Source organism: Photobacterium sp. ABD4_091 (assembly GCF_056160145.1).
Map to the genome: position 1 here is coordinate 2,724,701 of NZ_JBSWWQ010000001.1, position 23,098 is coordinate 2,747,798.

Annotated in this window: 22 protein-coding genes; 18 read left to right on the forward strand and 4 right to left on the reverse strand. The window is 48.7% G+C overall.

Going from position 1 to position 23,098, the window contains the following annotated elements:
• Positions 1 to 17: 17 nt before the first annotated feature.
• Both ACXAGQ_RS12555 and ACXAGQ_RS12560 read left to right on the forward strand, forming a co-directional pair.
• Positions 18 to 1,340 carry an ATP-binding protein gene (locus ACXAGQ_RS12555; RefSeq protein ID WP_475254167.1) on the forward strand — a complete coding sequence of 441 codons (1,323 nt, stop codon included), beginning with the start codon at positions 18 to 20 and terminating at the stop codon, positions 1,338 to 1,340.
• A 10-nt stretch (positions 1,341 to 1,350) separates the two neighbouring features.
• The gene (locus ACXAGQ_RS12560; RefSeq protein ID WP_475254168.1) at positions 1,351 to 1,824 is read left to right on the forward strand and encodes a response regulator; all 474 of its coding nucleotides are present in this window, start codon (positions 1,351 to 1,353) and stop codon (positions 1,822 to 1,824) included.
• A gap of 114 nt (positions 1,825 to 1,938) precedes the next feature.
• Here ACXAGQ_RS12560 and ACXAGQ_RS12565 read toward each other — a convergent pair whose 3' ends face one another.
• Positions 1,939 to 2,220, reverse strand: a complete 282-nt coding sequence (locus tag ACXAGQ_RS12565) for a hypothetical protein (protein ID WP_475254169.1) — start codon at positions 2,218 to 2,220, stop codon at positions 1,939 to 1,941.
• Between the two features lie 322 nt (positions 2,221 to 2,542).
• Between ACXAGQ_RS12565 and ACXAGQ_RS12570 the strand changes: the two genes are divergently transcribed.
• The 7 genes from ACXAGQ_RS12570 (at position 2,543) to ACXAGQ_RS12600 (ending at position 10,584) form a co-directional block, all read left to right on the forward strand.
• Complete coding sequence (locus ACXAGQ_RS12570; protein ID WP_475254746.1) at positions 2,543 to 4,891, forward strand: zinc/cadmium/mercury/lead-transporting ATPase; 2,349 nt, start codon at positions 2,543 to 2,545, stop codon at positions 4,889 to 4,891.
• Between the two features lie 225 nt (positions 4,892 to 5,116).
• Positions 5,117 to 7,240 (forward strand): methyl-accepting chemotaxis protein, encoded by a 2,124-nt coding sequence (locus tag ACXAGQ_RS12575; RefSeq protein WP_475254747.1) that lies wholly within the window; start codon positions 5,117 to 5,119, stop codon positions 7,238 to 7,240.
• A 228-nt stretch (positions 7,241 to 7,468) separates the two neighbouring features.
• Positions 7,469 to 7,918, forward strand: a complete 450-nt coding sequence (locus ACXAGQ_RS12580; protein WP_475254170.1) for a methyltransferase family protein — start codon at positions 7,469 to 7,471, stop codon at positions 7,916 to 7,918.
• A 54-nt stretch (positions 7,919 to 7,972) separates the two neighbouring features.
• Positions 7,973 to 8,275, forward strand: a complete 303-nt coding sequence (locus ACXAGQ_RS12585) for an antibiotic biosynthesis monooxygenase family protein (RefSeq protein WP_475254171.1) — start codon at positions 7,973 to 7,975, stop codon at positions 8,273 to 8,275.
• A gap of 70 nt (positions 8,276 to 8,345) precedes the next feature.
• Positions 8,346 to 8,864, forward strand: a complete 519-nt coding sequence (locus ACXAGQ_RS12590; protein WP_475254172.1) for a CPBP family glutamic-type intramembrane protease — start codon at positions 8,346 to 8,348, stop codon at positions 8,862 to 8,864.
• 166 nt (positions 8,865 to 9,030) lie between these two features.
• A complete protein-coding gene (locus ACXAGQ_RS12595; protein ID WP_475254173.1) occupies positions 9,031 to 9,801 on the forward strand; it encodes a GNAT family N-acetyltransferase in 771 nt (256 codons plus the stop codon).
• Between the two features lie 48 nt (positions 9,802 to 9,849).
• A complete protein-coding gene (locus ACXAGQ_RS12600; RefSeq protein WP_475254174.1) occupies positions 9,850 to 10,584 on the forward strand; it encodes a glucose 1-dehydrogenase in 735 nt (244 codons plus the stop codon).
• Between the two features lie 52 nt (positions 10,585 to 10,636).
• Here ACXAGQ_RS12600 and ACXAGQ_RS12605 read toward each other — a convergent pair whose 3' ends face one another.
• On the reverse strand, positions 10,637 to 11,260 hold the full coding sequence (locus ACXAGQ_RS12605) for a LysE family translocator (protein ID WP_475254175.1): 624 nt from the start codon (positions 11,258 to 11,260) through the stop codon (positions 10,637 to 10,639).
• Between the two features lie 387 nt (positions 11,261 to 11,647).
• Here ACXAGQ_RS12605 and udp point away from each other — a divergent pair, with 387 nt between their 5' ends.
• Positions 11,648 to 12,415, forward strand: a complete 768-nt coding sequence (udp, locus tag ACXAGQ_RS12610) for a uridine phosphorylase (protein WP_107300108.1) — start codon at positions 11,648 to 11,650, stop codon at positions 12,413 to 12,415.
• Positions 12,416 to 13,058: 643 nt separating this feature from the next.
• Entirely contained in the window at positions 13,059 to 15,635 is a 2,577-nt protein-coding gene (gene ygjK / locus ACXAGQ_RS12615; protein ID WP_475254176.1) for an alpha-glucosidase, read from the forward strand.
• A gap of 100 nt (positions 15,636 to 15,735) precedes the next feature.
• Here the strand turns inward: ygjK and ACXAGQ_RS12620 are convergent, their stop codons facing one another.
• Together ACXAGQ_RS12620 and ACXAGQ_RS12625 are read right to left on the reverse strand one after the other, a co-directional pair.
• Positions 15,736 to 16,047 (reverse strand): hypothetical protein, encoded by a 312-nt coding sequence (locus ACXAGQ_RS12620; protein ID WP_475254177.1) that lies wholly within the window; start codon positions 16,045 to 16,047, stop codon positions 15,736 to 15,738.
• Positions 16,048 to 16,065: 18 nt separating this feature from the next.
• Positions 16,066 to 16,338, reverse strand: coding sequence for a hypothetical protein (locus tag ACXAGQ_RS12625; RefSeq protein WP_475254178.1), 273 nt, complete (start codon positions 16,336 to 16,338; stop codon positions 16,066 to 16,068).
• 241 nt (positions 16,339 to 16,579) lie between these two features.
• Between ACXAGQ_RS12625 and ACXAGQ_RS12630 the strand changes: the two genes are divergently transcribed.
• The 7 genes from ACXAGQ_RS12630 to ACXAGQ_RS12660 all read left to right on the forward strand — a co-directional run bounded on the left by ACXAGQ_RS12630 (position 16,580) and on the right by ACXAGQ_RS12660 (position 23,091).
• On the forward strand, positions 16,580 to 17,260 hold the full coding sequence (locus ACXAGQ_RS12630) for a TetR/AcrR family transcriptional regulator (RefSeq protein ID WP_475254179.1): 681 nt from the start codon (positions 16,580 to 16,582) through the stop codon (positions 17,258 to 17,260).
• Between the two features lie 64 nt (positions 17,261 to 17,324).
• Positions 17,325 to 18,020 carry an outer membrane lipoprotein-sorting protein gene (locus ACXAGQ_RS12635; RefSeq protein ID WP_475254749.1) on the forward strand — a complete coding sequence of 232 codons (696 nt, stop codon included), beginning with the start codon at positions 17,325 to 17,327 and terminating at the stop codon, positions 18,018 to 18,020.
• Between the two features lie 30 nt (positions 18,021 to 18,050).
• The gene (locus ACXAGQ_RS12640; protein ID WP_475254180.1) at positions 18,051 to 19,280 is read left to right on the forward strand and encodes an ABC transporter permease; all 1,230 of its coding nucleotides are present in this window, start codon (positions 18,051 to 18,053) and stop codon (positions 19,278 to 19,280) included.
• Between the two features lie 13 nt (positions 19,281 to 19,293).
• Positions 19,294 to 20,556, forward strand: a complete 1,263-nt coding sequence (locus tag ACXAGQ_RS12645; protein ID WP_475254750.1) for an ABC transporter permease — start codon at positions 19,294 to 19,296, stop codon at positions 20,554 to 20,556.
• Between the two features lie 74 nt (positions 20,557 to 20,630).
• On the forward strand, positions 20,631 to 21,314 hold the full coding sequence (locus tag ACXAGQ_RS12650; RefSeq protein ID WP_475254181.1) for an ABC transporter ATP-binding protein: 684 nt from the start codon (positions 20,631 to 20,633) through the stop codon (positions 21,312 to 21,314).
• Between the two features lie 107 nt (positions 21,315 to 21,421).
• Positions 21,422 to 22,594 (forward strand): hypothetical protein, encoded by a 1,173-nt coding sequence (locus tag ACXAGQ_RS12655; protein ID WP_475254752.1) that lies wholly within the window; start codon positions 21,422 to 21,424, stop codon positions 22,592 to 22,594.
• Positions 22,595 to 22,686: 92 nt separating this feature from the next.
• Positions 22,687 to 23,091 carry a VOC family protein gene (locus ACXAGQ_RS12660; protein WP_475254182.1) on the forward strand — a complete coding sequence of 135 codons (405 nt, stop codon included), beginning with the start codon at positions 22,687 to 22,689 and terminating at the stop codon, positions 23,089 to 23,091.
• The last annotated feature ends 7 nt before the right edge of the window (positions 23,092 to 23,098 follow it).

The following is a 23,098-nucleotide window of genomic DNA, read 5'->3' on the forward strand; positions in this document are numbered from 1 at the left end:
CTAAGAAGAGAGTCGCCATGCATCAACCAAAAGCTATGCAGCGGATCATTGATGTCTACTTCCGTGAACCCGCCCGAACTGAAGCAGTCAAGGCGGGCACGCAGGTGCTGATACAGGACGGCTACAACGACAAGCTCTATTGGGTGAAAAAAGGTGAGTTGTCGGGTTACCTCAAGAACGAAGCGGATGTCACGGCCAAAGTGTTTCGGGTCGAGCAGGGGATGTTCTTCGGGGTTCATAGCTTTTTTGCCCAAACCTTGATGGCTTCGACCACGGTGGTGGCTGAGAAAGACAGCGAAATTGCCTGGATTGACCTTAAAACCCAGGCCGTTGAGCCGGAAAGTTATGGTTCTTTAGCTGAGCAGTTTATGCCTGTTATGGTACACGAATTGGCACAGCGACAGATGATGACTGGGCTGCAGGCCATCGAGAAAGAGAAGGCGCTGCAAAAACTCTATGCCGCTGAGCAGATGACCACGCTAGGCCAGTTGGCTGCGGGTATTGCCCATGAGCTTAACAATGCTGTTGGTGTCTTGAGCAGTAAAACCGAAGGTTTGCAGGAAGGGATCTGCCGTTTTCTGGAAGAAAACAAACCGGAAGTCAGCCCGTTCCTCGATTTGGGGATATGTGACGGGCAGGCCGTTACCTCGGCGCAGGCCCGCAAACGAGCCAAGCAGCTGCAGCAAGACCTTGGTTTGGAAAGGGATCAGGCCAGGCAGCTTGCCCGTGCAGTGCCTGACGGCGAAGTGCCTGCTTATTGGCTGGACAACCTTGGTGAAGCCCTACAGTACTGGGACATCGGGCGTGATTTGCATGATATGAAGCTCGCCTCCAAGCATGCAGCCAGTATTGTTCGCTCGGTAAAACAGCTGGGTGGCACAGACAATGCTCGCCAGCCGGAGGTTGATGTCAACGATACCATCCACAAATCATTGGCGCTGCTGCAAAGCAACTTGAGGCGGGTCAATGTGGTGCTGCGCCCGGCGGTGCTGCCGACGATGACGGCGAGCACCACGGAGCTGGTGCAGGTGTGGGTCAATATTATCAAGAATGCGTGTGATGCGATGGAGGACACCCCAGATCCACAGATAGAAATCATTACGCGGCATTCTAAAAATCGCTTGCTGATCACTATCAGCAACAACGGGCCGATGATCGATGAAGCGACGCGGCGAAAGGTATTTCAACCCAACTTCACGACCAAGAAAGGTGGGTTGTCGTTCGGATTAGGGCTGGGCCTCTCGATAGTACAACGGATCGTCAATAGCTATGGCGGCACCATTGCACTGAAAAGTGACCCGGAAAAAACAAAGTTTCGTATCAAACTGCCAATCGCGTAAGGGAATGGTTATGGAAAAACTAAACATCATCTGCGTAGATGATCAGAGGGAAGTACTAAGCGCCGTATTGAAAGATCTGTCACCGTTGAATGACTTCTTTCATGTTGAAGACTGTGAATCAGCGGATGAGGCACTGGAGCTGATGGATGAACTGGATGCTGAAGGCGAGTTCGTTGCATTGGTGATCTCGGACCATGTGATGCCGGGTAAAACGGGTGTTGAGCTGCTGACTGAGATCTCACAGGATTCACGTTTTCACAAAACCAAAAAGGTTCTGTTAACAGGGCAAGCAACCCACCAAGATACTATTGCTGCTATTAACCGGGCTCGAATCGAAAGCTATTTCGAAAAGCCTTGGAAAGCCGATAGCCTGCTGACAACAGCAAGAAGCTTAATCACCGAATACATCTTTGATATGGGGATGGACTACCAGCCTTGGATGGACATCCTAGATAACGGCGTTGTGTTTAGGCGCCTAAGTTAATTTAGCCAAAGGCTTAGTTAAGGCTTTAGCTAAAGGCTTTTGCCAATGGCAACGAAAAACAAAAAAGCAGGCTTCTATGCCTGCTTTTTGTATCTTGAAGTCGCTTGGGGATATCTAGGCCGCCACAATATTATTTCTGATCAAGCCGCGTTTGATATTGCGGCACATCTTGCCAAAGCGCGAAATATCGTCAAAGTCCGGCGAGTCACCCCTGTCCAGTGCGCACTCCCAGTAGGATACTTCCGACTCCAGCAACTCCATCAGCTTTTTTGGACAGCCGATACAACTGTTGTCAGGGCCACAGACAAAGGTATCTGAATCATACAGCGGCAGCTCTTGTTTAACCTGCTCGATGATTAGTTGCATCGCCGTGCGGCGATCGGGTTTACGAGACATAGTATGCATCTATTGGGAACAAGGAGCGGAATTATAGAGTGATTGGGACAATTGTCCATGACTCGAAAGGAGATATTTTATTTTGTAAATACGCTGAACTGCAGCTTAAGGGGCTGTGAATAGAAATCTGGCCGGAATGAAAACACTGTAAAATCGCTTCTCTCACCTTGACCTTGGACTGTACTCCAAGGTTTATAGTAAAGACTGTGGTGAGTAAACCACCGTTCACAAAGACAAGGAGAAGGCCATGTGTGCCCAATGCAATAATAAGAAGTTACATGTACATGCAGTGAAAGCTGCCGGTGTAGGCCAGCCATCTGTTATGGTGGAAAACAACAGTGTCGAGTCTTGCTGTACCACTGGAACCTGCCAATCAAGTACAACGCCATCAGTTTCGCAAGAATCTGATCTCTCGCCGGGCGATGACGATCCTGCCTCCGGTGCCTCCCTCGGATTTTCAGTTAATAAAATCACTTCCGCAGAGGCAGCGGCCGAGTCGTCATGTTGCACTTCGGGTAGTTGTAATGACACAGCTAGCGAAGATACGCTGAGTGACGATATTTCTCCTGCCCCTCATAGTACGACCCTAAGCTGGAAAGTCGGTGGTATGGACTGTCCAAGCTGCGCCAGTAAATTAGAAAAGGCTATCAATGGTCTTGATGGTGTTGCTTCAGCGAAAGTGATGTTTGCCACTGAAAAGTTGGTCGTCAATTGTCAATCGGCAGCGATATCAGACGCTATCGTAGCGAAAACACGGGAATCTGGCTTCCAGCTTTACACGGCTGGCAGTGCATCAGAACAAGAAAAGCCAACGAGTTTATTGAAAGAAAATTTACCTGTACTGATGATTGCTTTGATGATGGTGGTCTCTTTCATCGTTAGCAAGCAATCTGAGGTTATGGGGCTGGCCGCCTTCACGGCAACGACCTTAGTTGGCCTATTCCCTATCGCCCGCAAAGCTATAACGTTGGCGAAAAGTGGTTCGCTATTTTCGATTGAAACCCTGATGAGCGTAGCAGCGATTGGTGCGCTTTATTTGGGTGAAACCGCCGAAGCGGCAATGGTGCTGTTGTTATTCCTTATCGGTGAGCAACTTGAAGGCTATGCATCAGCGAAAGCCCGGAGCGGTGTGAAGGCGCTGATGGCTTTGGTGCCGGAAAAAGCCAGCCGTATATTGGCAGACGGTAGCAAAGAACTGGTCTCGGCCAGTGAGCTTAAACCGGCTGACATTATTGAAGTTGCACCGGGTGGCCGCTTGCCCGCTGATGTCGAATTGATGGATGCGGCAGCCAGTTTTGATGAAAGTGCTTTAACGGGTGAGTCCGTTCCGGTCGAACGCTTACCTGGCGAGCAAGTGATGGCCGGTGCCTTGGTGGCCGATAAAGTGGTTCGCCTGCAGATTACCTCAGAGCAGGGCGAAAACGCCATCGACCGCATCTTACACCTGATTGAAGATGCAGAATCCCGCAAGGCACCCTTGGAGCGCTTTGTCGACCGTTTCAGTCGCTGGTACACCCCGGCAATGATCGTACTGGCAGCTTTGGTGGTAGTGATCCCTCCGATGCTCTTCGGTCAGGCTTGGGATGAGTGGCTATACAAAGGCCTGACACTGCTATTGATTGCTTGTCCATGTGCATTGGTCATTTCCATTCCGGCAGCTATTACCTCCGGTCTGGCTGCCGCAACGCGCCGGGGAGCCCTGATCAAAGGTGGTGCAGCTCTTGAGCAATTAGGCCGAATTGAAACTGTTGCTTTCGATAAAACCGGTACCCTGACTGAAGGCAAACCAGTGATGACAGATATCGTTAGCTGGGATGGTGACGAGCAGCGCTTGCTGCGACAATCAGCGGCGGTTGAGATGGGATCAGCCCACCCGCTGGCACAGGCTGTGGTTAACGCTGCCAAAGAGCGTGGCTTGAAGGTTGAAGAAGCGCAAGAACGCCAAGCGCTAACGGGCCGGGGCATTCAGGGCAATACTGAAGGTGATAGTTTGATGCTGGTGGCGGCAGACCGTTTGCCTGAGGGCGTAACGCTGTCGGCACAACAGGCGGAACAAGCCTTTGCGCTTGAAGGTGAGGGGAAAACCTTGGTGGTTGCTCTTCGTAACCTAGCACCGGTGGGGTTGATTGCCTGGCGTGATAACTTGCGCGAAGACAGTGCCAAGGCCGTGAAAGCGCTCAAGGCTATGGGTATCCATTCAGTGATGCTAACCGGTGACAACCCACGTGCAGCGGCTGCAATTGCCGGTGAAATCGGTATTGCATTTGAAGCAGGCCTGTTGCCGGAAGATAAAGTGAAGCATGTGGAACTGGCCAACCAGCGCGCCAATGTGGCGATGGTAGGGGATGGTATTAACGATGCCCCAGCGATGAAAACAGCATCCATTGGTATTGCCATGGGTGGCGGAACCGACGTGGCCTTGGAAACCGCCGATGCTGCACTGACCCACAACCGGGTTGCTGAGCTACCAATGATGATCGCGCTATCCAAAGCGACGCTGGCTAACATCAAACAGAATGTATTCTTGGCACTGGGGTTGAAAGGTGTTTTCTTGATCACCACCTTGCTGGGCATGACAGGCTTGTGGGTGGCAGTAATGGCCGATAGCGGTGCCACGGCGCTGGTCACCTTGAACGCGCTTCGCTTGTTGAAATTTAACCACAAAGAATAAGCTTAGCTACAAGGAATAACCTTAGCTTGTTCTTTTGCCCAGAATTGGTGCATTGCTCCTATGTGATGCACCAATTTTGACTGAGGCTGGCAATACTAAGTTTTTTATCATTTATTTCAGTGTTTTGCCCCTACCTTTCACTATCAATCCATAACATACCAAACTGTTGAGTTTGGTATTTTTATTGCATTTAAAACAACAGGATGATGTATATGGATGGATACAATGCAGCTCTCACAGCAAGAAAAGAACTGGCTCCCTATTTTTGGCCCTAACGGTAAGCTGGCGATGCGCAAAGCATGCTGGTTAAACCGGGATAAAATCTCTTACCTTGAAGAGACATTCGACAGCATTTCTAACACACGGGTAAGGTTGCTCCATACTTGGACCGAAACGCAATGGGACTTCCTGCAAGATGCGATGTTTTACCTAGCGACAAAGCCAGAGCAAGAGCAGCCAAATGTGTTGGCACAATTGCTAAATCGAAATAATGACTTTTCAGAGTTGTTTATTGTTAATGCCGATGGAAAGGTCACAGCCAGTAGCTTTCCCGCCCATACTGGCCAAAGTCACCGTCAGAATGAGGCATTAGCCAAAGGAATTAAAAAGCAATTTCTGCATGGGCCTTACATCGACAAGCAGACGTTGGCACCCGGTCCCTCAAGTTCAAGCTTCCATGATGAAGTGACGTTGATGTTCTATCAGCCGATAGAAGTATCAGGCACTTTCATCGGCTGTCTATGTGGCCGCGTTCCCAATGATGTGTTGGGAGATCTTATCCAGCGTGAAGCCGGGCATATCTACAGTGAGTCGGGCGATAACTACATCTTCATGGTGGACTCGAAATTTGACCCGTCAATACAGCCTGGCACGGCTCTTTCTCGTTCGCGATTTGAAGACAGTACTTTTTCTCATGGAGAAAATCTGAAATCGGGCGTCGGGACCGATTGGGGGGCGGTCAAAATAGATAAACATACCGAGTTTGAAATTCTCTTCACCGATCCGGCGACCAAGAAGCTGCATCCAGGTGTCAGGGAGACAATTGCCAAAGGCAAAAACCTGTATGTGGAATACCCTGGCTATTCTGACTATCGGCATATTCCAGTGATAGGGAAGGGGGTGACATTCCAGCTTCGCGGTTCACCCGATCGCTGGGGGATGATGTGCGAGGCCGATTTGGAGGAGGTCTACCGGCATCGCTCTCTTTCCAAGAAACTGAGCAATAAGTACGCGCTGATTTGGCTGTTTACCGTTGTGCCCCCATTGCTGCTCGCGCATTTTATGTCATTGGGGATCCCTGCACTGAGCCTGATGATGGCCATGTCATTGTTGATAGGCTACGGCGTGTTTAAGCATATGGTTGCAAAGCCAATGGTCAGGCAATTGGAACAAATGACAGGGGTGATCAAAACCATTGCCGAAGGTGATGGGGATCTTAAGCGCCGGCTTGATAGCCAGCAGTTTTATCCCGATGAGACGGGGGATTTAGGGCGGTGGATCAATAGTTTTATAGATAACCTCGAAAGTGTTGTAGGGGGCATTATCTTTGCCTCCAATGAAGTTGAACAGGTGAGTAATTCAATGCTGCGCCGCTGTACCGTAGTTGATGATTGCACGGTTCAAACCTCAGGCTCTATCGACTCATTGCTAACCTTGACTCGCCATCAACAAGCAGAAATCAACAAAGCAGAGCAATCTGCCCAGCAGTTGCAAGAATTGATGCAGAATATGGTCGACTCAGCGCAGGAGGAGTACCAGCAGGCGGTAAGCAATACCCAGGAAATCAAAGGTATCGTTAAAGCGTCGGCAAATAGCGTGAATGAAATTAACGACGAGATGAAGCATATCGAAGAGGTGGTCCGGCTTATTTCTGAAATTACCGAGCAAACTAATTTATTGGCTTTGAATGCGGCTATCGAGGCTGCAAGGGCAGGTGAGCACGGCCGAGGGTTCTCGGTGGTGGCTGATGAGGTGAGAAACCTTGCCACCAAAACATCAACCGCCGCCAACCATATTGGTGAAACGGTAAGTAAATTGCGAGGCCAATCCAAAACGGCGGTCAGCTATATGGAGCAGGGTGTTCACAATGTCGAGCAAAGCTCGATGATATTGGATTCAAGCCAGCGCAGTGACAAGTTGCAGCAAGCCGTGGACTCTATGTTCCAGACCATTAATGTCATTGCCTCTACCAGTGAGCGCCATAGCGATACCGCGGAAAAGGCGCAGAGCAGCATGTCATCACTGGAACTGTCCTCGCAGCAGTTAACGCGCAGAACGACCTTGGTGAAAAATTCGATCATTCGACTGCACCAGCTCGTTGACCGGTTTGAAGTCTCTTCGGCAAGCTAGTTTAGCGTGAACTATTGACACCAGCAGGTGCCTTTTTTAGGCGTTTAGCCGGAAACTTTGAAATGACACGAAACCTTTCAGCAGGCAGCCCGATAGTAAAGCAGATGGGATTATCTTTGCTTTATGCGTGTAGATAATCTGTTTGCAGACGCCATCATTGACGTGTTAGAAAAGCTTAGTTAGGTAAGGGTACCCTAAGTTATTTCATTTTTGGCCAAGGAGAGAGCTGTGCTTGAGTTAAAGGTTCCGCCTTTATTGTTGTTCAATATTTTCGCTGCGGTCATTCTGTTGCCTGCCGAGTATCCCATCAGGCTGGATAATGAAGGCTTCTTGGTTGGCAGCATACTCGTCGCTGCTGCGATGGCGATAGCCTTGTCAGCGACCATGACGTTCAAGCGCGCGAAGACCACGGTCAATCCCTACAGTTTTGAGAATGTGAATACCTTGGTGATATCAGGCGTATTCGGTTATTCAAGAAACCCGATGTACTTAGCGATGGCACTGGCTTTACTCGGTATTGGTTTTATCGTGGGCAAGGTTGTTTTGGCTGCGCTGGTGGTAATGGGTTTTGTGAGCTACCTGACCAAATTTCAAATAATGCCGGAAGAACGTCTGTTAGCCGCTTTGTTTGGTGTTGAGTACAGCCAGTATTGCCAGCAGGTTCGGCGTTGGGTTTAGTTAGCAACTATTTATATTAATTTCCAAGTTATATCAATTTCCAAGGAGTGGATGATGTTTGCTGTTATTTTCAGGGCCCAAACGGGTCAGCAAGATGCTCAGTATTCAGACATGGTTGCTGTGATGCGTGAGTTAGCATTTGAGAAATATGGTTGCTTGGATTTTATTGCGGTCACAGAGGGTGAGCAAGAAATAGCAATATCATACTGGAAGACGGAATCGGATATCCAGCGCTGGCACCAAGATAGCAAGCATGCCGTTGCCCAGCAGCTCGGGCGTGAAAAATGGTATCAGTCTTATACCGTGCAAATGGTTGAGATAAAAAGGCAGTATAGCTTTGCTAGGGATAAGGTTTAATTTACCTTAATTGTTGCTGGCCTCATAAAGGAAAGAGAAAAGTAAGCGGTAATTATGGATATCGAAGGTTATGCTGATCAAGGACTTATATTTAGGGTTGGTTTCTCTACCTAGGCGTGGGTTTAAACAGGCGGCTATCGCAGCGGTCGGATTTAGTGTGTTTGCCGTGTGCTTTGGCTTACTATCCGGCTTATTCACGCTATCGCCTGCGAGATACCCTAACGCCTATTTTCTTATTTTTACCATGGTTATCTTTCCTTCCCTACTAGAAGAGGGCATTTTCCGTGGTTTGCTAATCCCTCGGAAAGTGTTCACTCGCAGCTTCAGCCTGCAATGGCTCTACATTATGGTGAGCTCAGTTATTTTCGTGTTATGGCATCCCTTCAATGCATGGCTGTTTAATCCCTCGGCTCAGTTTGTCTTCTATGATTTACGCTTTCTGTTGATCGTAATGGCGCTTGGAATAACTTGTGGTTACGTCTATATCAAGACCCACTCACTTTGGCCATGTGTTTTCATACACTGGCTAACGGTTGTGTGCTGGGTCTTTGTTTTCGGTGGACGGAACTTGCTGGGTGAAGTGGCTTAACACTTTAAGAGCAAGAACCACAGCAGAAGCCTGGCTCACCATGTTTTCTTTATGATTGTCAAAATGATTGTATTGGTAGGCGTGTCGTTTAGAGTCGGTTGGCTGGTATGACGGTCGTAGATTGAAATAGTATATATTTTCAGTACTTATTCGAGATAAGGACTTCATGAATACAATGGATGTTATGCATGCTTATAACGAGCATGAAAGGAAAGTGATCAATGCTATTGGTGGAAAGGCCATAAATACAGATGGGGTGATTAAATTCGTTTCGGATAATCCCGAAGGGAGTTACATCTCTTATTTTTTCCTCACAGCGCAATCCGCTCAGGCAGCGATAGAGAAAGAAATAGCTTACTTTGGTGCCCTCGGTAAGCCATTTGAGTGGAAAACCTATTCTACCGATGAGCCGAGTCAGATTGGTGAGCTGTTACTTAGCAATGGATTCGAGCAAGAAGAATCAGAGTCATTTATGGCGCTAGATCTCTTAGCGGCTTCCGAGCGCGAGGTTGATGAGAGCCGAATAGTTGAAGTCGCTGATGCCGAAGGGATCCGTGATGCCGTCAGCGTTCAGGAGCAAGTTTGGGGTGGAAATTACGATTGGCAATATGCTCATTTGCTCAATATGAAGACTCAAACCCCAGATGAACTCTCTATCTACGTGGTGTATGACGATGGCAAACCGGTCACCTCGGCCTGGATAGTGTATAACGGTGAGAGCCCGTTTGCGGGGATCTGGGGCGGCAGTACGCTTGCTGAATACCGTGGAAGGGGACATTATTCGTTATTGCTCAACAAGCGAATCAATGAAGCCAAAAAGAGGGGCAAACAATATTTAATTATTGATGCTTCTGATATGAGTAGGCCGATTGTTGAAAAGCATGGCTTTGTGTTTGTTTCCACCACAACGCCCTATGCTTTCCACCCAGAAAAATAGTTTACCAGCCGGAAAAATAAAATAACAAGTCAGTAAAAAGGAAGCTTGATGGAAAATAAAGTCGTTATTGTGACAGGCTCTAGTCGGGGAATTGGTGCGGCAACAGCAATCAAGCTAGCCGCTGATGGATATTCGGTTTGCGTGAATTATGTGGTAAACCAAGCAAGGGCAGATGAATTGGTGAACGCTATCAGGGAAAGGGGAGGCCAAGCCTTTGCTTTTAGGGCGGATGTCAGCGATGAGCAAGATGTTATTGCCTTGTTTGAGGCAACGGAGCAGCAGTTTGGTCGGGTTAATTATCTGGTAAACAACGCGGCAATATTGCAGCCACAGTCAAAGCTGGTGGATATGGATTTTGAGCGGTTTAATCGGATGATGACGGCTAATGTCACCAGTTGCTTTTTTTGTTGCCGGGAAGCCATAAAACGGTTCACAGAGGGCGAAGCAATCGTCAATGTTTCTTCTGCTGCAGCCAGAACCGGTGCGCCGTTTGAATATATTGATTATGCCGCCACCAAAGGCGCAATGGATGCAATGACGAAAGGGTTGTCACTTGAAGTGGCTGGTCAAGGTATCCGTGTCAATGGTGTTAGGCCAGGTTTTATCCATACCGAGATGCATGCCGATGGGGGAGAGCCAGGCCGGGTTGAGCGCTTGGCGCCTAATATTCCATTGCAACGGGGTGGGACGCCGGAAGAAGTCGCCAATGCGATTGCTTGGCTATTGTCTGATGAGGCGTCTTATGTCACTGGTTCGTTTATAGATTTGGCAGGTGGGCGATAGCCCACCTCGAATGTTCTCTATTTCTCTATTTCTCTATTTCTCTATTGCCCATTTACCCAGCGGCCAGCCAGACTCCAACTCCCATCATGAGGGAACCCGCGATGCGGTTTAGCAGCTGTACATTGCCGCGCTGTTGCAGGAACCGGCGCAAAGTACGGCCACCACTTGCGTAAAGCAGCAAACAGCTAAACTCAGTGATAAGGATAATAGTGATCAGCACTGATAGTTGCGGCACCAAGGCATTATCGGTATTGATGAATGGAGGTAGCAGCGAAATCATAAATGCCCAGCCTTTCGGGTTGGCAATGGCGGTAACAAACCCTTGTATCGCTAGTCCGATTGGGGATGTATCCACTTCTTCATCGAGGTTATCCGGAATAGCCAACTTACCCCTTGAGCGCCACATCTGGATCCCCAGCCAGAATAAATAACCGCCCCCGGCATATTTCAAAAACAGAAATACCGAAGGGTAATTCAGCATAATCGCTGCCACGCCAATGACAGAAGCAATAGATACCAATGTCACACCGATAAGCTCCCCCCACATCATCGGCAGGCTTCGGCGAACCCCAATTGTCATACCGAGCGTCATCGACAGCGTCATGCACATGCCGGGTGTTACTGAGACGAAAAAGAAAGTGGGAATAAATACAGCCAAAATGGCGAAGTCGATCATCAAGTAACGTCCTTGCAGTTAACTATACTGACTGGGCAGTGCAGGTTTTTGGTAAAAATAGGCTGCTATTATCTGCTAACTCAATGAGAAAAAATAGTGTGATAAACCGCACGAGCAAACGTTTTTTAGTGATCTGCATCACTTTTTTATGCAACATGAAATTAACTTGATTTTACTTTGTGTGACTGTGATCACTCAAATGATGTTTTTAATCAGCTATCGTAATTATGTGTTTTACGAGCACGAATATGTTTATACCCAAATGATTACCAGAGAGTTGCTTCAACGCTGGAGCCTTCGTATTGAAGCCATTTGGGTATAAACAAAATGAATCAGCCGCTGGCCTCAATTTCCCTATCAGGCGGCAACAATAGAAAGGATATGATTATGTCTGACAACGCAGTATTCCATTTGGGTGTGAACAAAGCAGATCTTAACGGTGCAGAACTTGCCATTATTCCGGGTGATCCAGCGCGTGTAGAAAAAATCGCTAACCTAATGGATAACCCTGAGTTCCTAGCAAGCTCTCGTGAATACACGGTATACCGCGCTAAGTTGGATGGTAAGTCTGTTGTTGTTTGTTCTACTGGTATCGGTGGCCCGTCTACTTCAATCGCCGTTGAAGAATTGGCTCAGCTGGGTGTACGTACTTTCCTTCGCGTTGGTACAACAGGTGCTATCCAGCCACATATCAATGTGGGTGACATGATCGTTTCTACTGGCTCTGTGCGCCTAGACGGTGCGAGCCTGCACTTTGCACCAATGGAATTCCCAGCGGTTGCTGACTTTGATGTGGCAACAGCAATGAAAGCAGCTTGTGATGCCGATGGTGCGAAAGTACACACTGGTGTGACAGCATCAAGCGATACGTTCTACCCAGGCCAAGAGCGCTACGACACATTCTCTGGTCGAGTTGTACGCCGTTTCCAAGGCTCGATGAAAGAGTGGCAGGAAATGGGTGTGCTGAACTTCGAAATGGAGTCTGCGACACTGCTAACTATGTGTGCAAGCTCTGGCCTACGTGCTGGCTGTGTGGCGGGTGTAATCATCAACCGTACCCAGAAAGAGATCCCAGACCACGCGACACTGAAAGAAACAGAAGCACGCTCAATCAAGGTTGTGGTAGACGCTGCTCGCCGTATGCTTGCTGAGTAATTACCACCAAGCACCAAACCAATTTATAGAAGCCAGCTCAAATGAGCTGGTTTTTTTGCTTTTTTACTCGGATCTTTTGTAGTGAAAATAGGGCAATATAGGCTGCAAATTGGGATTAAAATGGTGAATGGGATTTGAATAATTATACAGGCTGTTTTTTGCTCTATTAAAGGTGATATTAACAGGATTTTACTGTTACATAAGAGAAGCTAGCGTTACGTTTGGTCTTGGAAATCGGGATATGACTAGTATGGTCAAACCAGATACCGTGATACTGAGTCCAATAGCCCCTTTATCCAGCGATTATTTCCATTTCTTCAGGTAACAAAGAAAGTTATTTACATACAGTGATCTGCTTTCAAAATACTAAAATAAAGTAAAACTCATACTGTGATATTAATTCCATGAAAAATCTCTATATTGAATTTAATTTCAAGGGTTTATTGAGGTTATTCATTTTTGAATTGTTATTTATTTTACTGAAATTTTTAACTGTGACTGCGATCTATTTTAGTTAAAGTTTTACCTATTATTCTCCTTCCCGCTAAGAAACGAGCTTGTTAATTGAAGTAAACAAACACCACCTGCTCGCAAAATAAGACTCATCAGAGCATGGCATCAGGTGGCATTAGGGGATAATAGAATGACTTTTCGTAAAACGTGTTTAGCCGTGTTGATTGGTTCCGTCGTCGTATTGGCAGGGTGCAACAGCAGCAGTAGCTCTACAGAAAAAGAAGCGGGTTTGCCAAATAACGAGTTTATCAATGTTATAGACCGAACTGGCTCACCGCAGTACCTGCGTGATTATGATCAGTACAGCAACCTGAAATACAACGCTTTTGTCGACAATGGAGCTTGGCATGGCCATCTGCTGCCTGCTGACGAGCAGGGCTATGGCTCGTTTGGCGGTATCATGCAGGTGACCCAGGAGTACGCCCACTTCATGTCTGGCCAGGCGTTCGACAAACTCCATATTACTGATAGCATCAGTGGCGAAGTTTTTGACCTTTCATCAGCCGATGCTGAGGTGTACAGCACACCTGGCGCATTGGTACAAATCCTCACGACTGACAAGCTAGAAGTGCAGATGGTATTGCGCTTTGTGACGGATCGCACCTCACTGGTTGAAACCAAGCTAGCCAATCTGACTAACCAAGACATGGACTTGCAGTTGCTGTGGGACGGCGAGCTGCTGCAAAAAGCACTTTCGACAGAAGGTAACGAGAACCTCACGGTCGAGCAAATGTACCCAGATTACAACCGACAGATCCACACCACAGAGAACGGTATCAGCATTACTTTTGGTGACATGAAAGGAAACTGGGCTATCCGTAACGATGATGACAGTGAGTTCCGTATTGCCCGTTCTGTCAGCACCCAAACCCACGTGATGCCAAACGAGATTTCGTTTGCCTCTGTTGCCCAGCAGCCGTTATCGGCAAAGGGGACCATGAGCATTTACACTACATACTCTCACTTACACAACAGTGCGGAAGTTACCCAAGAAAAGAACAAGATAACCGACATCTTCAACAACCCTCAGCAATACATGCTGGCTGCTGATGAGCGTTGGGCAGGCTACCTGACATCGGGAATGGTCAATGATCAAGCGACCAAAGAGCAGGCTAGGGTAGGTGTAAAGGCTATCATGACCCTTAATGGTAACTGGCGATCTGCGGCGGGTGATGTCCACCAATCAACGGTCACCCCATCGGTTACCGCTCGCTGGTTCTCCGGCAACCTGACCTGGCCATGGGATACCTGGAAACAAGCCTATGCGATGGCGCATTTCAACCCAGACGTAGCGATGGACAATATCCGTACCGTATTCGAATATCAGGTGAAGGAAGGTGATCCGATCCGCCCGCAGGACAAGGGCTATTTGCTTGATGTTGTCACCTACACATTGCCAGAGAGCCGTGGCGGTGCAGGCTCTGAGAACTGGAATGAGCGCAACACCAAACCTTCTTTGGCGGCTTGGTCGGTAATGGAAGTGTATAACGCATTGAAAAACGAGTTTGACCGCCCGGCAGATGCCCAGGCGTGGATCGATGAGATGTACCCGAATCTGGTGGCCTATCATGATTGGTGGCTGACCAACCGTGACCACAATGGCAATGGAGTACCTGAGTATGGTGCGGCCGTGGATCCTGCCCATAATACAGAAGATGGCCACATGTATGTGGTGGTGACAACCAAAGAAGATCTAGTTGCCAAGTTTGGGCCTGAGAATATCATCGAGCAAGACGGTGATAAGTACACCGTCAAAGGAATGGATAACTACAACACCATTCTTGATGAAGTGGTTTACCAAGCGCTGCATGTCGGTGCCCAGGAAGCTGCAGGCTGGGAATCTGGCATGGATAACGCTGCCCGCTTTGGCTTCATCTCATCAGAGCAGCTGAAAGATTATGCCGATGCCAACCATAGCGGCGATATTGAAGCGGCGAAGAAAGACTGGGAAGTGCGCTTTGCTGAAAACCGCGGTAACAATGACGAATTGCTAGGCTTCTCTATGCTGCAGGAGTCTGTGGACCAAGCGTCATACATGTATTCTGACAACAAGTACTTGGCAGAGATGGCAACATTGGTATCAGGCAATATACCGGGTAAACAGCGAGGTCAGGAATTCCTTGACGGCGCAGTAGCAATTAAGGACTACATCAATACCTGTATGTTCGATGCTGATACCCAGTTCTTCTACGACATTCACATGAATGTTGACCAAGATGGCAAGCCAACACCAGTGATAAAAAACGGTATTGCCTGTGCCGGTGAGCCGATTGTTGAGCGTGGACGTGGGCCTGAAGGCTGGGGGCCGTTATTCAATGGCGCTGCCACGCAGGAGCTTGCGGACAAAGTGGTGCTAACCATGATGGATCCGGACGAGTTCAATACGTCTGAGAAATATATCGGTGAGGGGATATCGCTATCGACGGCTTCGCAAACCAACCCGGCTTACCATGCTGATATATACTGGCGTGGCCGGGTATGGCTAGACCAGTTCTACTTTGGTGTCCGTGCCATGGAGCAATATGGTTATGGTGCAGAGGCAGTTCATATGGCCAATGAACTATTTGCCAATGCCGAAGGGATGACCGAAGACGGTGCGATTCGAGAGAACTACAACCCTGAAACCGGTGCGGTACAAGGGGCGTCGAACTTCTCATGGAGTGCAGCCCATATGTATATGCTATACCGTGAGTTCTTCAAAAATTAGTCTTGCGCCTGATAGCAGATAAAGTAAAAGCCAGCTCATTGAGCTGGCTTCTTCATTGGAACTATTCGTTGTACAAGCTACTGATTTTACAAGTGATGGATTAATCAAAACTATTAGTATGGAGGCTGCGCCGAGTATACTCATTCTGCTCCTCAGTCAGTATTGAATAGGTGAGAGTGCTAGAGGTACGGGTATACAATGGAATATAGACTTCACCATGCTCATTGGTTTTATAGACTTTTCCCCGGTTGGCCGGATTGCTAACACTGACTCTCGCATTGGCGGCGGGTTTGCCATTTTCGGTGACTTTCACCCAGCTTCCTGATTGGGTATCGACGATACGGATATCAGCAAAAGCGAGTGAACTGGCAGATAGCATAAGTGCTGCGATACTTGCTTGTTTGAATGTCATGTAAACCTCTCAGACTACTTACCCTGACATTGTTGTATTACCACCTTCTTCACTTATCACACTTTCAATCAAAAGAAGGTGATGCTTGGTTTCGATGGAGTAGCGAATCGCGTCGGTAGAAAGCTGCTTCAGATCAGTATAGATAAGGTAATTCACACCGGAAAATAAACCCGCGACCAAAACAATCATCGCGATCATTCTGCGCCACATTCTTCCCTCCATTTCAGCTAGATGTCTTTCAAGTAGACGAGTTACGTCGTAATTGGTCAGGTTAGGTCTGATTGGTTTCATGGGATAAATTCCGGGCAATGAAGATATGGCTTTGTTATTGGGTTAAGACTGAGATAAGTCACTGACATCATTTTAAATTACCCAAGGTCAATATGTTGGAGTGAAGTGCAAAGCTATGTAAAGGGTACAAGCTTTGTAACAAATCGTGGGCGAAAAATAGACCTCGACACTTGAGCAAAATGGCAAGAGAGCATATCTTTTAAACATACCGACCGTCGGTCGGTCAGGTTGAGAGAGTACGATGTCAAGAGTGGTAAAATCACCGCAAGAGCGGCGAGCTGAATTCATTGCCGCAGCCAATGAATTGTTTTTTTCAAAGGGCTACGCCAACACCTCGGTCAATGATCTTATTGGCCATGTAGGAGTGTCCAAAGGAGCCTTCTACCATCATTTCGACTCCAAGCAAGCGGTATTGGAGGCGTGGAGTGAAGACATGCTGGGACAATACCGCCAAGTTATTGGTGGTTTGGTGGATGACCCCAACCTCGATGCCTTGACCAAGTGGGAAACCCTGCTGCGACGGACTAACCAATGGGAAGTTGGCCAGAAAGAAATCATGCTGGGCTTCTTTAAGATCATCAATATGGATGAAAACCTCCAGCTAAAACATAACTTCATGCAAAAAGTCAGTGCTTTGCTCGCAGGCTATTACGAAGTCATTTTGCGTCAGGGAAATGAAGAAAAGGTTTTTGATGCGCCTCCTACCACTGTTACCGCCAGGTTGATGGTTAGCGTACTTAACGGCTTTTCGGAAGAGCTCACCCGTAAGATGCTAAATACCGACCAAATGTCAGATCTGCTTGATGAAGTTTTTATAGAAGTAAAAGCGGCACAACAGATTCTGGAAAGGATGGTTGGGGCGAAGCCAGGCAGTATGCCTTTGATCAATGATGAACTACTGCGCGCATGGTTTACAGAATAAGGAGAGGTTGATGCAATTACTTAAGGTTTTGTTGGTTATTTTAGTCTGCCTCCCTGCTTGGGCGATGGCAGAGTCGGCAACATCGATAGTCAGAAAGTCAGATCAGCAAATGCGCGGTGACTCCAGTTACACCGAAGCCACCATGCGTATTGTGCGCCCAGACTGGACCCGCACCATGAGCATGAAAAGCTGGACTAAAGGGCAAGATTTATCCTTGGTGTTGGTGACCGCGCCAGTCAAAGACAAAGGTAGCGCGTCGCTTAAACGTTACCGCGAAATGTGGAATTGGCTACCGAGTATCGAGCGGGTAGTAAAGATTGCCCCTTCAATGTTGGGCCAGTCTTGGATGGGCTCAGACTTTACCAATGATGATTTGATCAACCAGTCATCCATTGTGGTGGATTACACCCATAAAATGGTGGGTAACGAAGTGTTTGATAATGACGCCAGCTGGGTGATAGATGCCATTGCTAAGCCTAATGCGCCGGTAGTCTGGAGCAAGGTTCGGCTATGGGTCTCCAAGAAGACCTACCTGCAACGCAAAGTTGAGTTCTATGACGAATTCGATGATCTGATCAATACCATGAACACTTACGATGTGAAATATATGGGTGGGCGTCAGGTTGCCTCTAGGATGGAAATGATCCCGGCGGATAAACCGGGCAATAAAACCGAGATCATTATCCACCAAGCCCAGTTTAACTTCCCGATTAAAGAAAGTTTCTTCTCGCAAAGCCAGATGAAGTCGCTGCGTGATTAAGGGCTGGGAGCAGGTTAGCAAGGAAGGATCATGTTACTGAAATTAGCTTGGCGAAATATCTGGCGGCAGAAGCGGCGTACTATCCTGACGGCTTCTGCCTTGGCTTTGACGTTAGCTCTGTCGTTGTTCATGCGCAGCCTGCAGGAAGGGACGTATGCCAATAATATCGAGAACGCCGCGCGCTTTTACACTGGGCTTACCCAGTTGCAGCACCCAGAGTTTGCCGAAAGCAATAGCATTGATGACCTGCTGCCGATGGATCAGGCTTTTCTAGAGCCTGTGTTATCAAATCCGGCTGTTAACCGAGTCTTACCACGTATTGAGTCGTTTGCTTTAGCGGCGTCTGGGGATAAGTCAAAAGGCGTGATGGTACTCGGGGTAGATACCATGGCCGAAGACAGTTATTCCAACATCTCCAATCGTTTGGCGAGTGGGGATTTTTTATCACCCGACGATCAGCAAGTGCTGATCGGCGAAGGTGTTGCCCGCTATTTTGGCTTGGAGGTTGGGGATGAGCTGATCCTCTATGGCCAGGGGTACCGGGGGCAGACCGCAGCAGGGCTTTACCGGGTCAAAGGGATCTTGGATTTCCCCGTTGCCCAGCTCGATAACCAGCTGGTGTATATGCCAATCGCACTCGCTCAAACCCTTTACAGTACTGAACAGCAGGTAACGGCATGGGTATTGGATATCAAGCCGCTTAGCCAATTAAACGCGACGGAGGCTCAGCTCAAACAAGCTTACGGCGACAAGGTCAATGTGCGGGATTGGCAAGACCTGGCACCGGAAATGGCTCAGCAAATTCTGATGGACAAGGCCGGCGGCATTTTCATCATGTACCTGCTTTATGGCGTTGTGGGTTTTGGCTTGTTTGCCACCTTGTTGATGATGACCCTGGAGCGCCAGCGTGAATTTGGCGTCATGCTGGCAACCGGTATGCTAAAACGCAAAATCATCACCCTGATTGGGCTGGAATCCTTGATGATTGGCTTGCTTGGGGTTGTGATGGGTATGGTGATCACCCTGCCTATATTGGTGTGGTTTTATTTCAACCCAATCACACTGACGGGTGAGACCGCAGAGCTAGTATTGGAAATGGGGTGGGACCCGATTTTACCTATGGCGTTAGATCCTTTGTTGATGTTTGATCAAATGCTCATTGTTATGGTGCTGCTGGTGGTTTGCCTGATTTACCCGATGTGGCGAATTCGCCGCTTGGACGTCGTCAATGCGCTGAAGGGAGGTGGCCATGCGAACTGATTTGCGAACAGATATGCTATTCAAATTAGCGTGGCGTAATCTTTGGCGCAATAAATTACGCACCGGGATCATGCTTGGCGCCATGGTGTTTGGCCTGATGGGTGTCGTTGCCATGATGGGTTTTTTGTCTGGTATGTACGGCAGCATGATCCATAATGCCATTGCCTGGCAGACCAGCCATATTCAAATTCAGAATGCACTGTATCTTGATGACCCTGATATCAAGCACACCATTGTTGATTTACCTGAGGTCGAGAAGGCCGTCTCGGCACTTCCCGGGTTGAAAGGCTGGTCCGCCCGGTTTGTTGCCGATGGCATGGTGGCGTCAGCGCGCAGTAACCGCGGTGTCCGCATTAATGGTATTGATACGGACGCCGAATCGACGGTGACCCCGCTGGCCGACAACATTACCCAAGGTGAGTGGTTAAGCGATGAGGGGCGCAATCCGGTACTGGTTTCCGAGAAAACAGCATCCCGACTTAAACTCCGTATTGGCTCCAAGGTAGTACTAACCTTCACCGATGCTGCTGGCGATGTTAGCGGGGCAGCTTTCAGAGTACGGGGCATATTCAAAACCCCATCAACCAGTTTTGATGATGGAAATGTGTTTGTTCGCCGGGCTGATCTCACAGCTCTGGCTGGTATTGAAGGTGCCCATGAAGTGGCGGTACTGCTTGAAAGCGATGATGCCGCCATGGGGCTAGCAAAGCAGCTAAGTGATGCACTTGTGCTACCCAAGGCAGGTGATGGCCTTAATAAAAGTGATGCTCCAGCTGGTGGAAACCAAGTTCGAGACTGGCAGCAGGTGCAACCTATGCTGGCTTCTATTATCAACCAGCAGGGGCTCAGTAATGCCATCATGCTCGGCATTTTTGTCGTGGCGATGGGCTTTGGTATCGTCAACATCATGTTGATGTCAGTTTTTGAGCGAACCCGCGAGTTCGGTGTGCTGATGGCGGTTGGGATGCAAAAGCACCGAGTGTTTTTGCTGATCATGCTTGAAACCGCATGGCTTGGGATCACAGGTGCGGGCCTTGGCCTGCTTGCGAGCCTGATGCTTATCAGCGTGTTGCAGTACACCGGTATCCCGCTTGGAGCGATGGCTGAAGGCTTGGGGGCGTTTGGCGTCGATACTTTGCTTTTTCCCCATGTCACCTTCGCCGAATACCAAATGATTTTCTTCACGGTTGTTGCCGCAAGCTTGTTGGCGGCGCTTTATCCTGCGCGTCAAATCCTTAAGCAGCGGCCTGTTGATGCCATGGCTGACAAGCATTGATGGAAAAGCATTAATAGAAAAGCACTGACGGATAAGCCTTGATAGACGGCCGACGGGCCAAAAGAGAGAAACGGATGACTATTTCAATAAACCAGCTGTGCAAAACCTATAATCCGGATAGTGACTTTCCTGTTCACGCGGTTAAAGATCTCGATCTTACAGTCGAACAGGGGGAGTTTGTCGCGATCATGGGGCCTTCCGGTTCAGGAAAAACAACCTTGCTCAATATGATTGGCGGCATCGATAGCCCAAGTTCAGGCAGTGTTCTTATTGATAACTGCGATATTTGCCAACTGGATGAAAAGGCGCTCATTGCTTTCCGCCGCGATCATATCGGCTTTATCTTCCAAGATTACAGCTTGCTACCGGTACTGACCGCGCTGGAAAATGTCGAGTTCGTGATGCAGCTGCAAGGGCATGATGAAACCACCTGCCGACAACGTGCGGGTGAGCTATTAACCCAAGTGGGGCTGGAAGGCCAACAGCACAAGCGCCCGGCCAAACTCTCAGGTGGCCAACAACAGCGGGTCGCGGTCGCTCGGGCGCTCGCTCCCCGACCTCGGTTTGTGATGGCCGATGAGCCGACGGCGAACCTTGATGCCCAGAGTACCTCTGAGCTGCTGGATATTATGCAGCAGCTCAATGAGAAGGAAGGTACCACCTTTATTTTCTCAACCCATGATCCTAGAGTGATCAAGAGGGCTAAGCGGGTGATCGTGTTTGAAGATGGACAACTCAAAGAGGATCGTCGCCAGTGAGCGGGATACAAAAGGGAGTGGTTACAGCCAGGCGTAAAACAGGGTTACTACAGTTGGCTTCTATAGCGGCTTGGCTGGGAGTTATTGCTCCTATCACGATTGCACCGATCGTTTTGGCTCTGATCGCAATTGCTTCAGTCGCAATTGTTCCGGTGGCGAACGCCCAGATCCCAGGTTTAGAACCCGAAAAAGACTGGGATCTCAATGGCTATGTGAAGTACATGGCTACCGGAACACTGCCAGACGGTGGCTCGAACGGTCTTGACCACCTTATTCATCAGCGCTTCAACTTCGAATATCGCTTTAATGAACAACTGCGTTTCAATGCCGGGATGCGTAACCGCTTATTGTTTGGCGATACGGCAGAGCTTCCCGGCTATGGCGATCTGGTGGCGATAGATACCGGGTATATGGACTTGTCGACAAACTGGCTGGATAAGAAAGGCGTGGTCGGTAATAGCCAGTTTGATCGCCTGTACGTCAATTGGCAGCGCGATGACTGGCAGGTTCGGGGCGGCCGTTTTCGCATAAACTGGGCAATGGCCACTCTGTGGAACCCGAATGATATTTTCAATTCCTATTCTATCTATGACTTTGATTATGAAGAGCGGGCAGGCAGCGATGCCGTTATGGTTAGCCGCAAGCTTGGCTTTGCCAGCTCGGTCGATGTGGTCGTTAACCCCAACTCCGACAGCGATTTGAACAGCTATGCAGGGCGCTACCTGTTTAATCACAAGGGGTGGGATTATCAATTGCTGGCCGGAAAATCGCTGTTGGATAGTGTCGTCGGGGCAGGTTTTGCCGGTGATGTACAAGGCGCAGGTGTCAGGGGGGAGCTCACTTGGTTTGAACCAACCAAAGATCAATGGCAGAGAGAGGAGCTTGAACACACAGCGGTCGCCACCCTCGAAACGGATTACAGCTTCGGCGGCAAGCGCAACTGGATAGCCCGTGGTGCAGTGCTGTATATTTCCAACCCGCAAGACCCACAAAATGCGGTCGCCTTTTTGAACTTGCCGCTGACAGCCAGAACCCTAAGCTTTACCCGCTGGACGGCATATGCTGATGTGAGCCTGGATGTTACCCCTCTTAGCCGCCTGACGCTCTCTGCCTCCTATTATGATGATGGGTCATATTTTGTCGGCGCCAGTAACAGCTATTCGCTGGCGGATGATTGGCAATTGCTTGGGGTTATCCAGCGTTTTGATGGCAGCGGCAATAGCTTGTTCGGTGAAACTGCCAGCACCTTGCTATTTGCCCAGATTCGCTGGAATTTTTAAGCGATACCACACTGATAAAGTAGAATGTTAGAAGTAATTGGTTTTAATTATGAGTGCGTGTTGATATCGATGACAGGGTAACGGGAGCGGAGATGATTAAACTAGAAGGGATTGACCATGTGGTGCTCAGAACCACCAAATTGCCTGACATGCTGCATTTTTATTGTCAGCTCCTTGGTGCAAAGCTAGAGCGCGAACTGCCCAAGGAGATGGGGTTGGTACAATTGCGGGCGGGTAGTGCGTTGATTGACTTAGTCAGCGTTGACAGCCAGCTTGGCCAGTTAGGCGGTAAGCCACCCAGCCAAGATGGCCGTAACCTCGATCATTTTTGCTTGCAGATAGCGCCTGTTTCGGAACAAGCGCTGCTTTCGTTCTTATCCCAACACAACATTCCTTGCCAAGGCTTTGCCGAACGTTATGGCGCAGAAGGGTTTGGCCGTTCGCTCTATATCCAAGATCCCGAAGGGAATGTGGTGGAGCTTAAGCCGAAGTTGTAGCAAACAT

What these genes read in the sequence shown, in the direction of transcription:
- ACXAGQ_RS12555 (WP_475254167.1), top strand. Translation starts at nt 18, where the DNA reads ATGCATCAACCAAAAGCTATGCAGCGGATCATTGATGTCTACTTCCGT.
- ACXAGQ_RS12605 (WP_475254175.1), bottom strand. Translation starts at nt 11,260, where the DNA reads ATGATCGACTTCGCCATTTTGGCTGTATTTATTCCCACTTTCTTTTTC.
- ACXAGQ_RS12630 (WP_475254179.1), top strand. Translation starts at nt 16,580, where the DNA reads ATGTCAAGAGTGGTAAAATCACCGCAAGAGCGGCGAGCTGAATTCATT.
- ACXAGQ_RS12590 (WP_475254172.1), top strand. Translation starts at nt 8,346, where the DNA reads ATGCTGATCAAGGACTTATATTTAGGGTTGGTTTCTCTACCTAGGCGT.
- ACXAGQ_RS12660 (WP_475254182.1), top strand. Translation starts at nt 22,687, where the DNA reads ATGATTAAACTAGAAGGGATTGACCATGTGGTGCTCAGAACCACCAAA.
- ACXAGQ_RS12635 (WP_475254749.1), top strand. Translation starts at nt 17,325, where the DNA reads ATGGCAGAGTCGGCAACATCGATAGTCAGAAAGTCAGATCAGCAAATG.
- ACXAGQ_RS12625 (WP_475254178.1), bottom strand. Translation starts at nt 16,338, where the DNA reads ATGAAACCAATCAGACCTAACCTGACCAATTACGACGTAACTCGTCTA.
- ACXAGQ_RS12565 (WP_475254169.1), bottom strand. Translation starts at nt 2,220, where the DNA reads ATGTCTCGTAAACCCGATCGCCGCACGGCGATGCAACTAATCATCGAG.
- ACXAGQ_RS12585 (WP_475254171.1), top strand. Translation starts at nt 7,973, where the DNA reads ATGTTTGCTGTTATTTTCAGGGCCCAAACGGGTCAGCAAGATGCTCAG.
- ACXAGQ_RS12600 (WP_475254174.1), top strand. Translation starts at nt 9,850, where the DNA reads ATGGAAAATAAAGTCGTTATTGTGACAGGCTCTAGTCGGGGAATTGGT.
- ACXAGQ_RS12650 (WP_475254181.1), top strand. Translation starts at nt 20,631, where the DNA reads ATGACTATTTCAATAAACCAGCTGTGCAAAACCTATAATCCGGATAGT.
- ygjK (WP_475254176.1), top strand. Translation starts at nt 13,059, where the DNA reads ATGACTTTTCGTAAAACGTGTTTAGCCGTGTTGATTGGTTCCGTCGTC.
- ACXAGQ_RS12645 (WP_475254750.1), top strand. Translation starts at nt 19,294, where the DNA reads ATGCTATTCAAATTAGCGTGGCGTAATCTTTGGCGCAATAAATTACGC.
- ACXAGQ_RS12640 (WP_475254180.1), top strand. Translation starts at nt 18,051, where the DNA reads ATGTTACTGAAATTAGCTTGGCGAAATATCTGGCGGCAGAAGCGGCGT.
- ACXAGQ_RS12575 (WP_475254747.1), top strand. Translation starts at nt 5,117, where the DNA reads ATGCAGCTCTCACAGCAAGAAAAGAACTGGCTCCCTATTTTTGGCCCT.
- ACXAGQ_RS12570 (WP_475254746.1), top strand. Translation starts at nt 2,543, where the DNA reads ATGGTGGAAAACAACAGTGTCGAGTCTTGCTGTACCACTGGAACCTGC.
- ACXAGQ_RS12620 (WP_475254177.1), bottom strand. Translation starts at nt 16,047, where the DNA reads ATGACATTCAAACAAGCAAGTATCGCAGCACTTATGCTATCTGCCAGT.
- udp (WP_107300108.1), top strand. Translation starts at nt 11,648, where the DNA reads ATGTCTGACAACGCAGTATTCCATTTGGGTGTGAACAAAGCAGATCTT.
- ACXAGQ_RS12595 (WP_475254173.1), top strand. Translation starts at nt 9,031, where the DNA reads ATGAATACAATGGATGTTATGCATGCTTATAACGAGCATGAAAGGAAA.
- ACXAGQ_RS12560 (WP_475254168.1), top strand. Translation starts at nt 1,351, where the DNA reads ATGGAAAAACTAAACATCATCTGCGTAGATGATCAGAGGGAAGTACTA.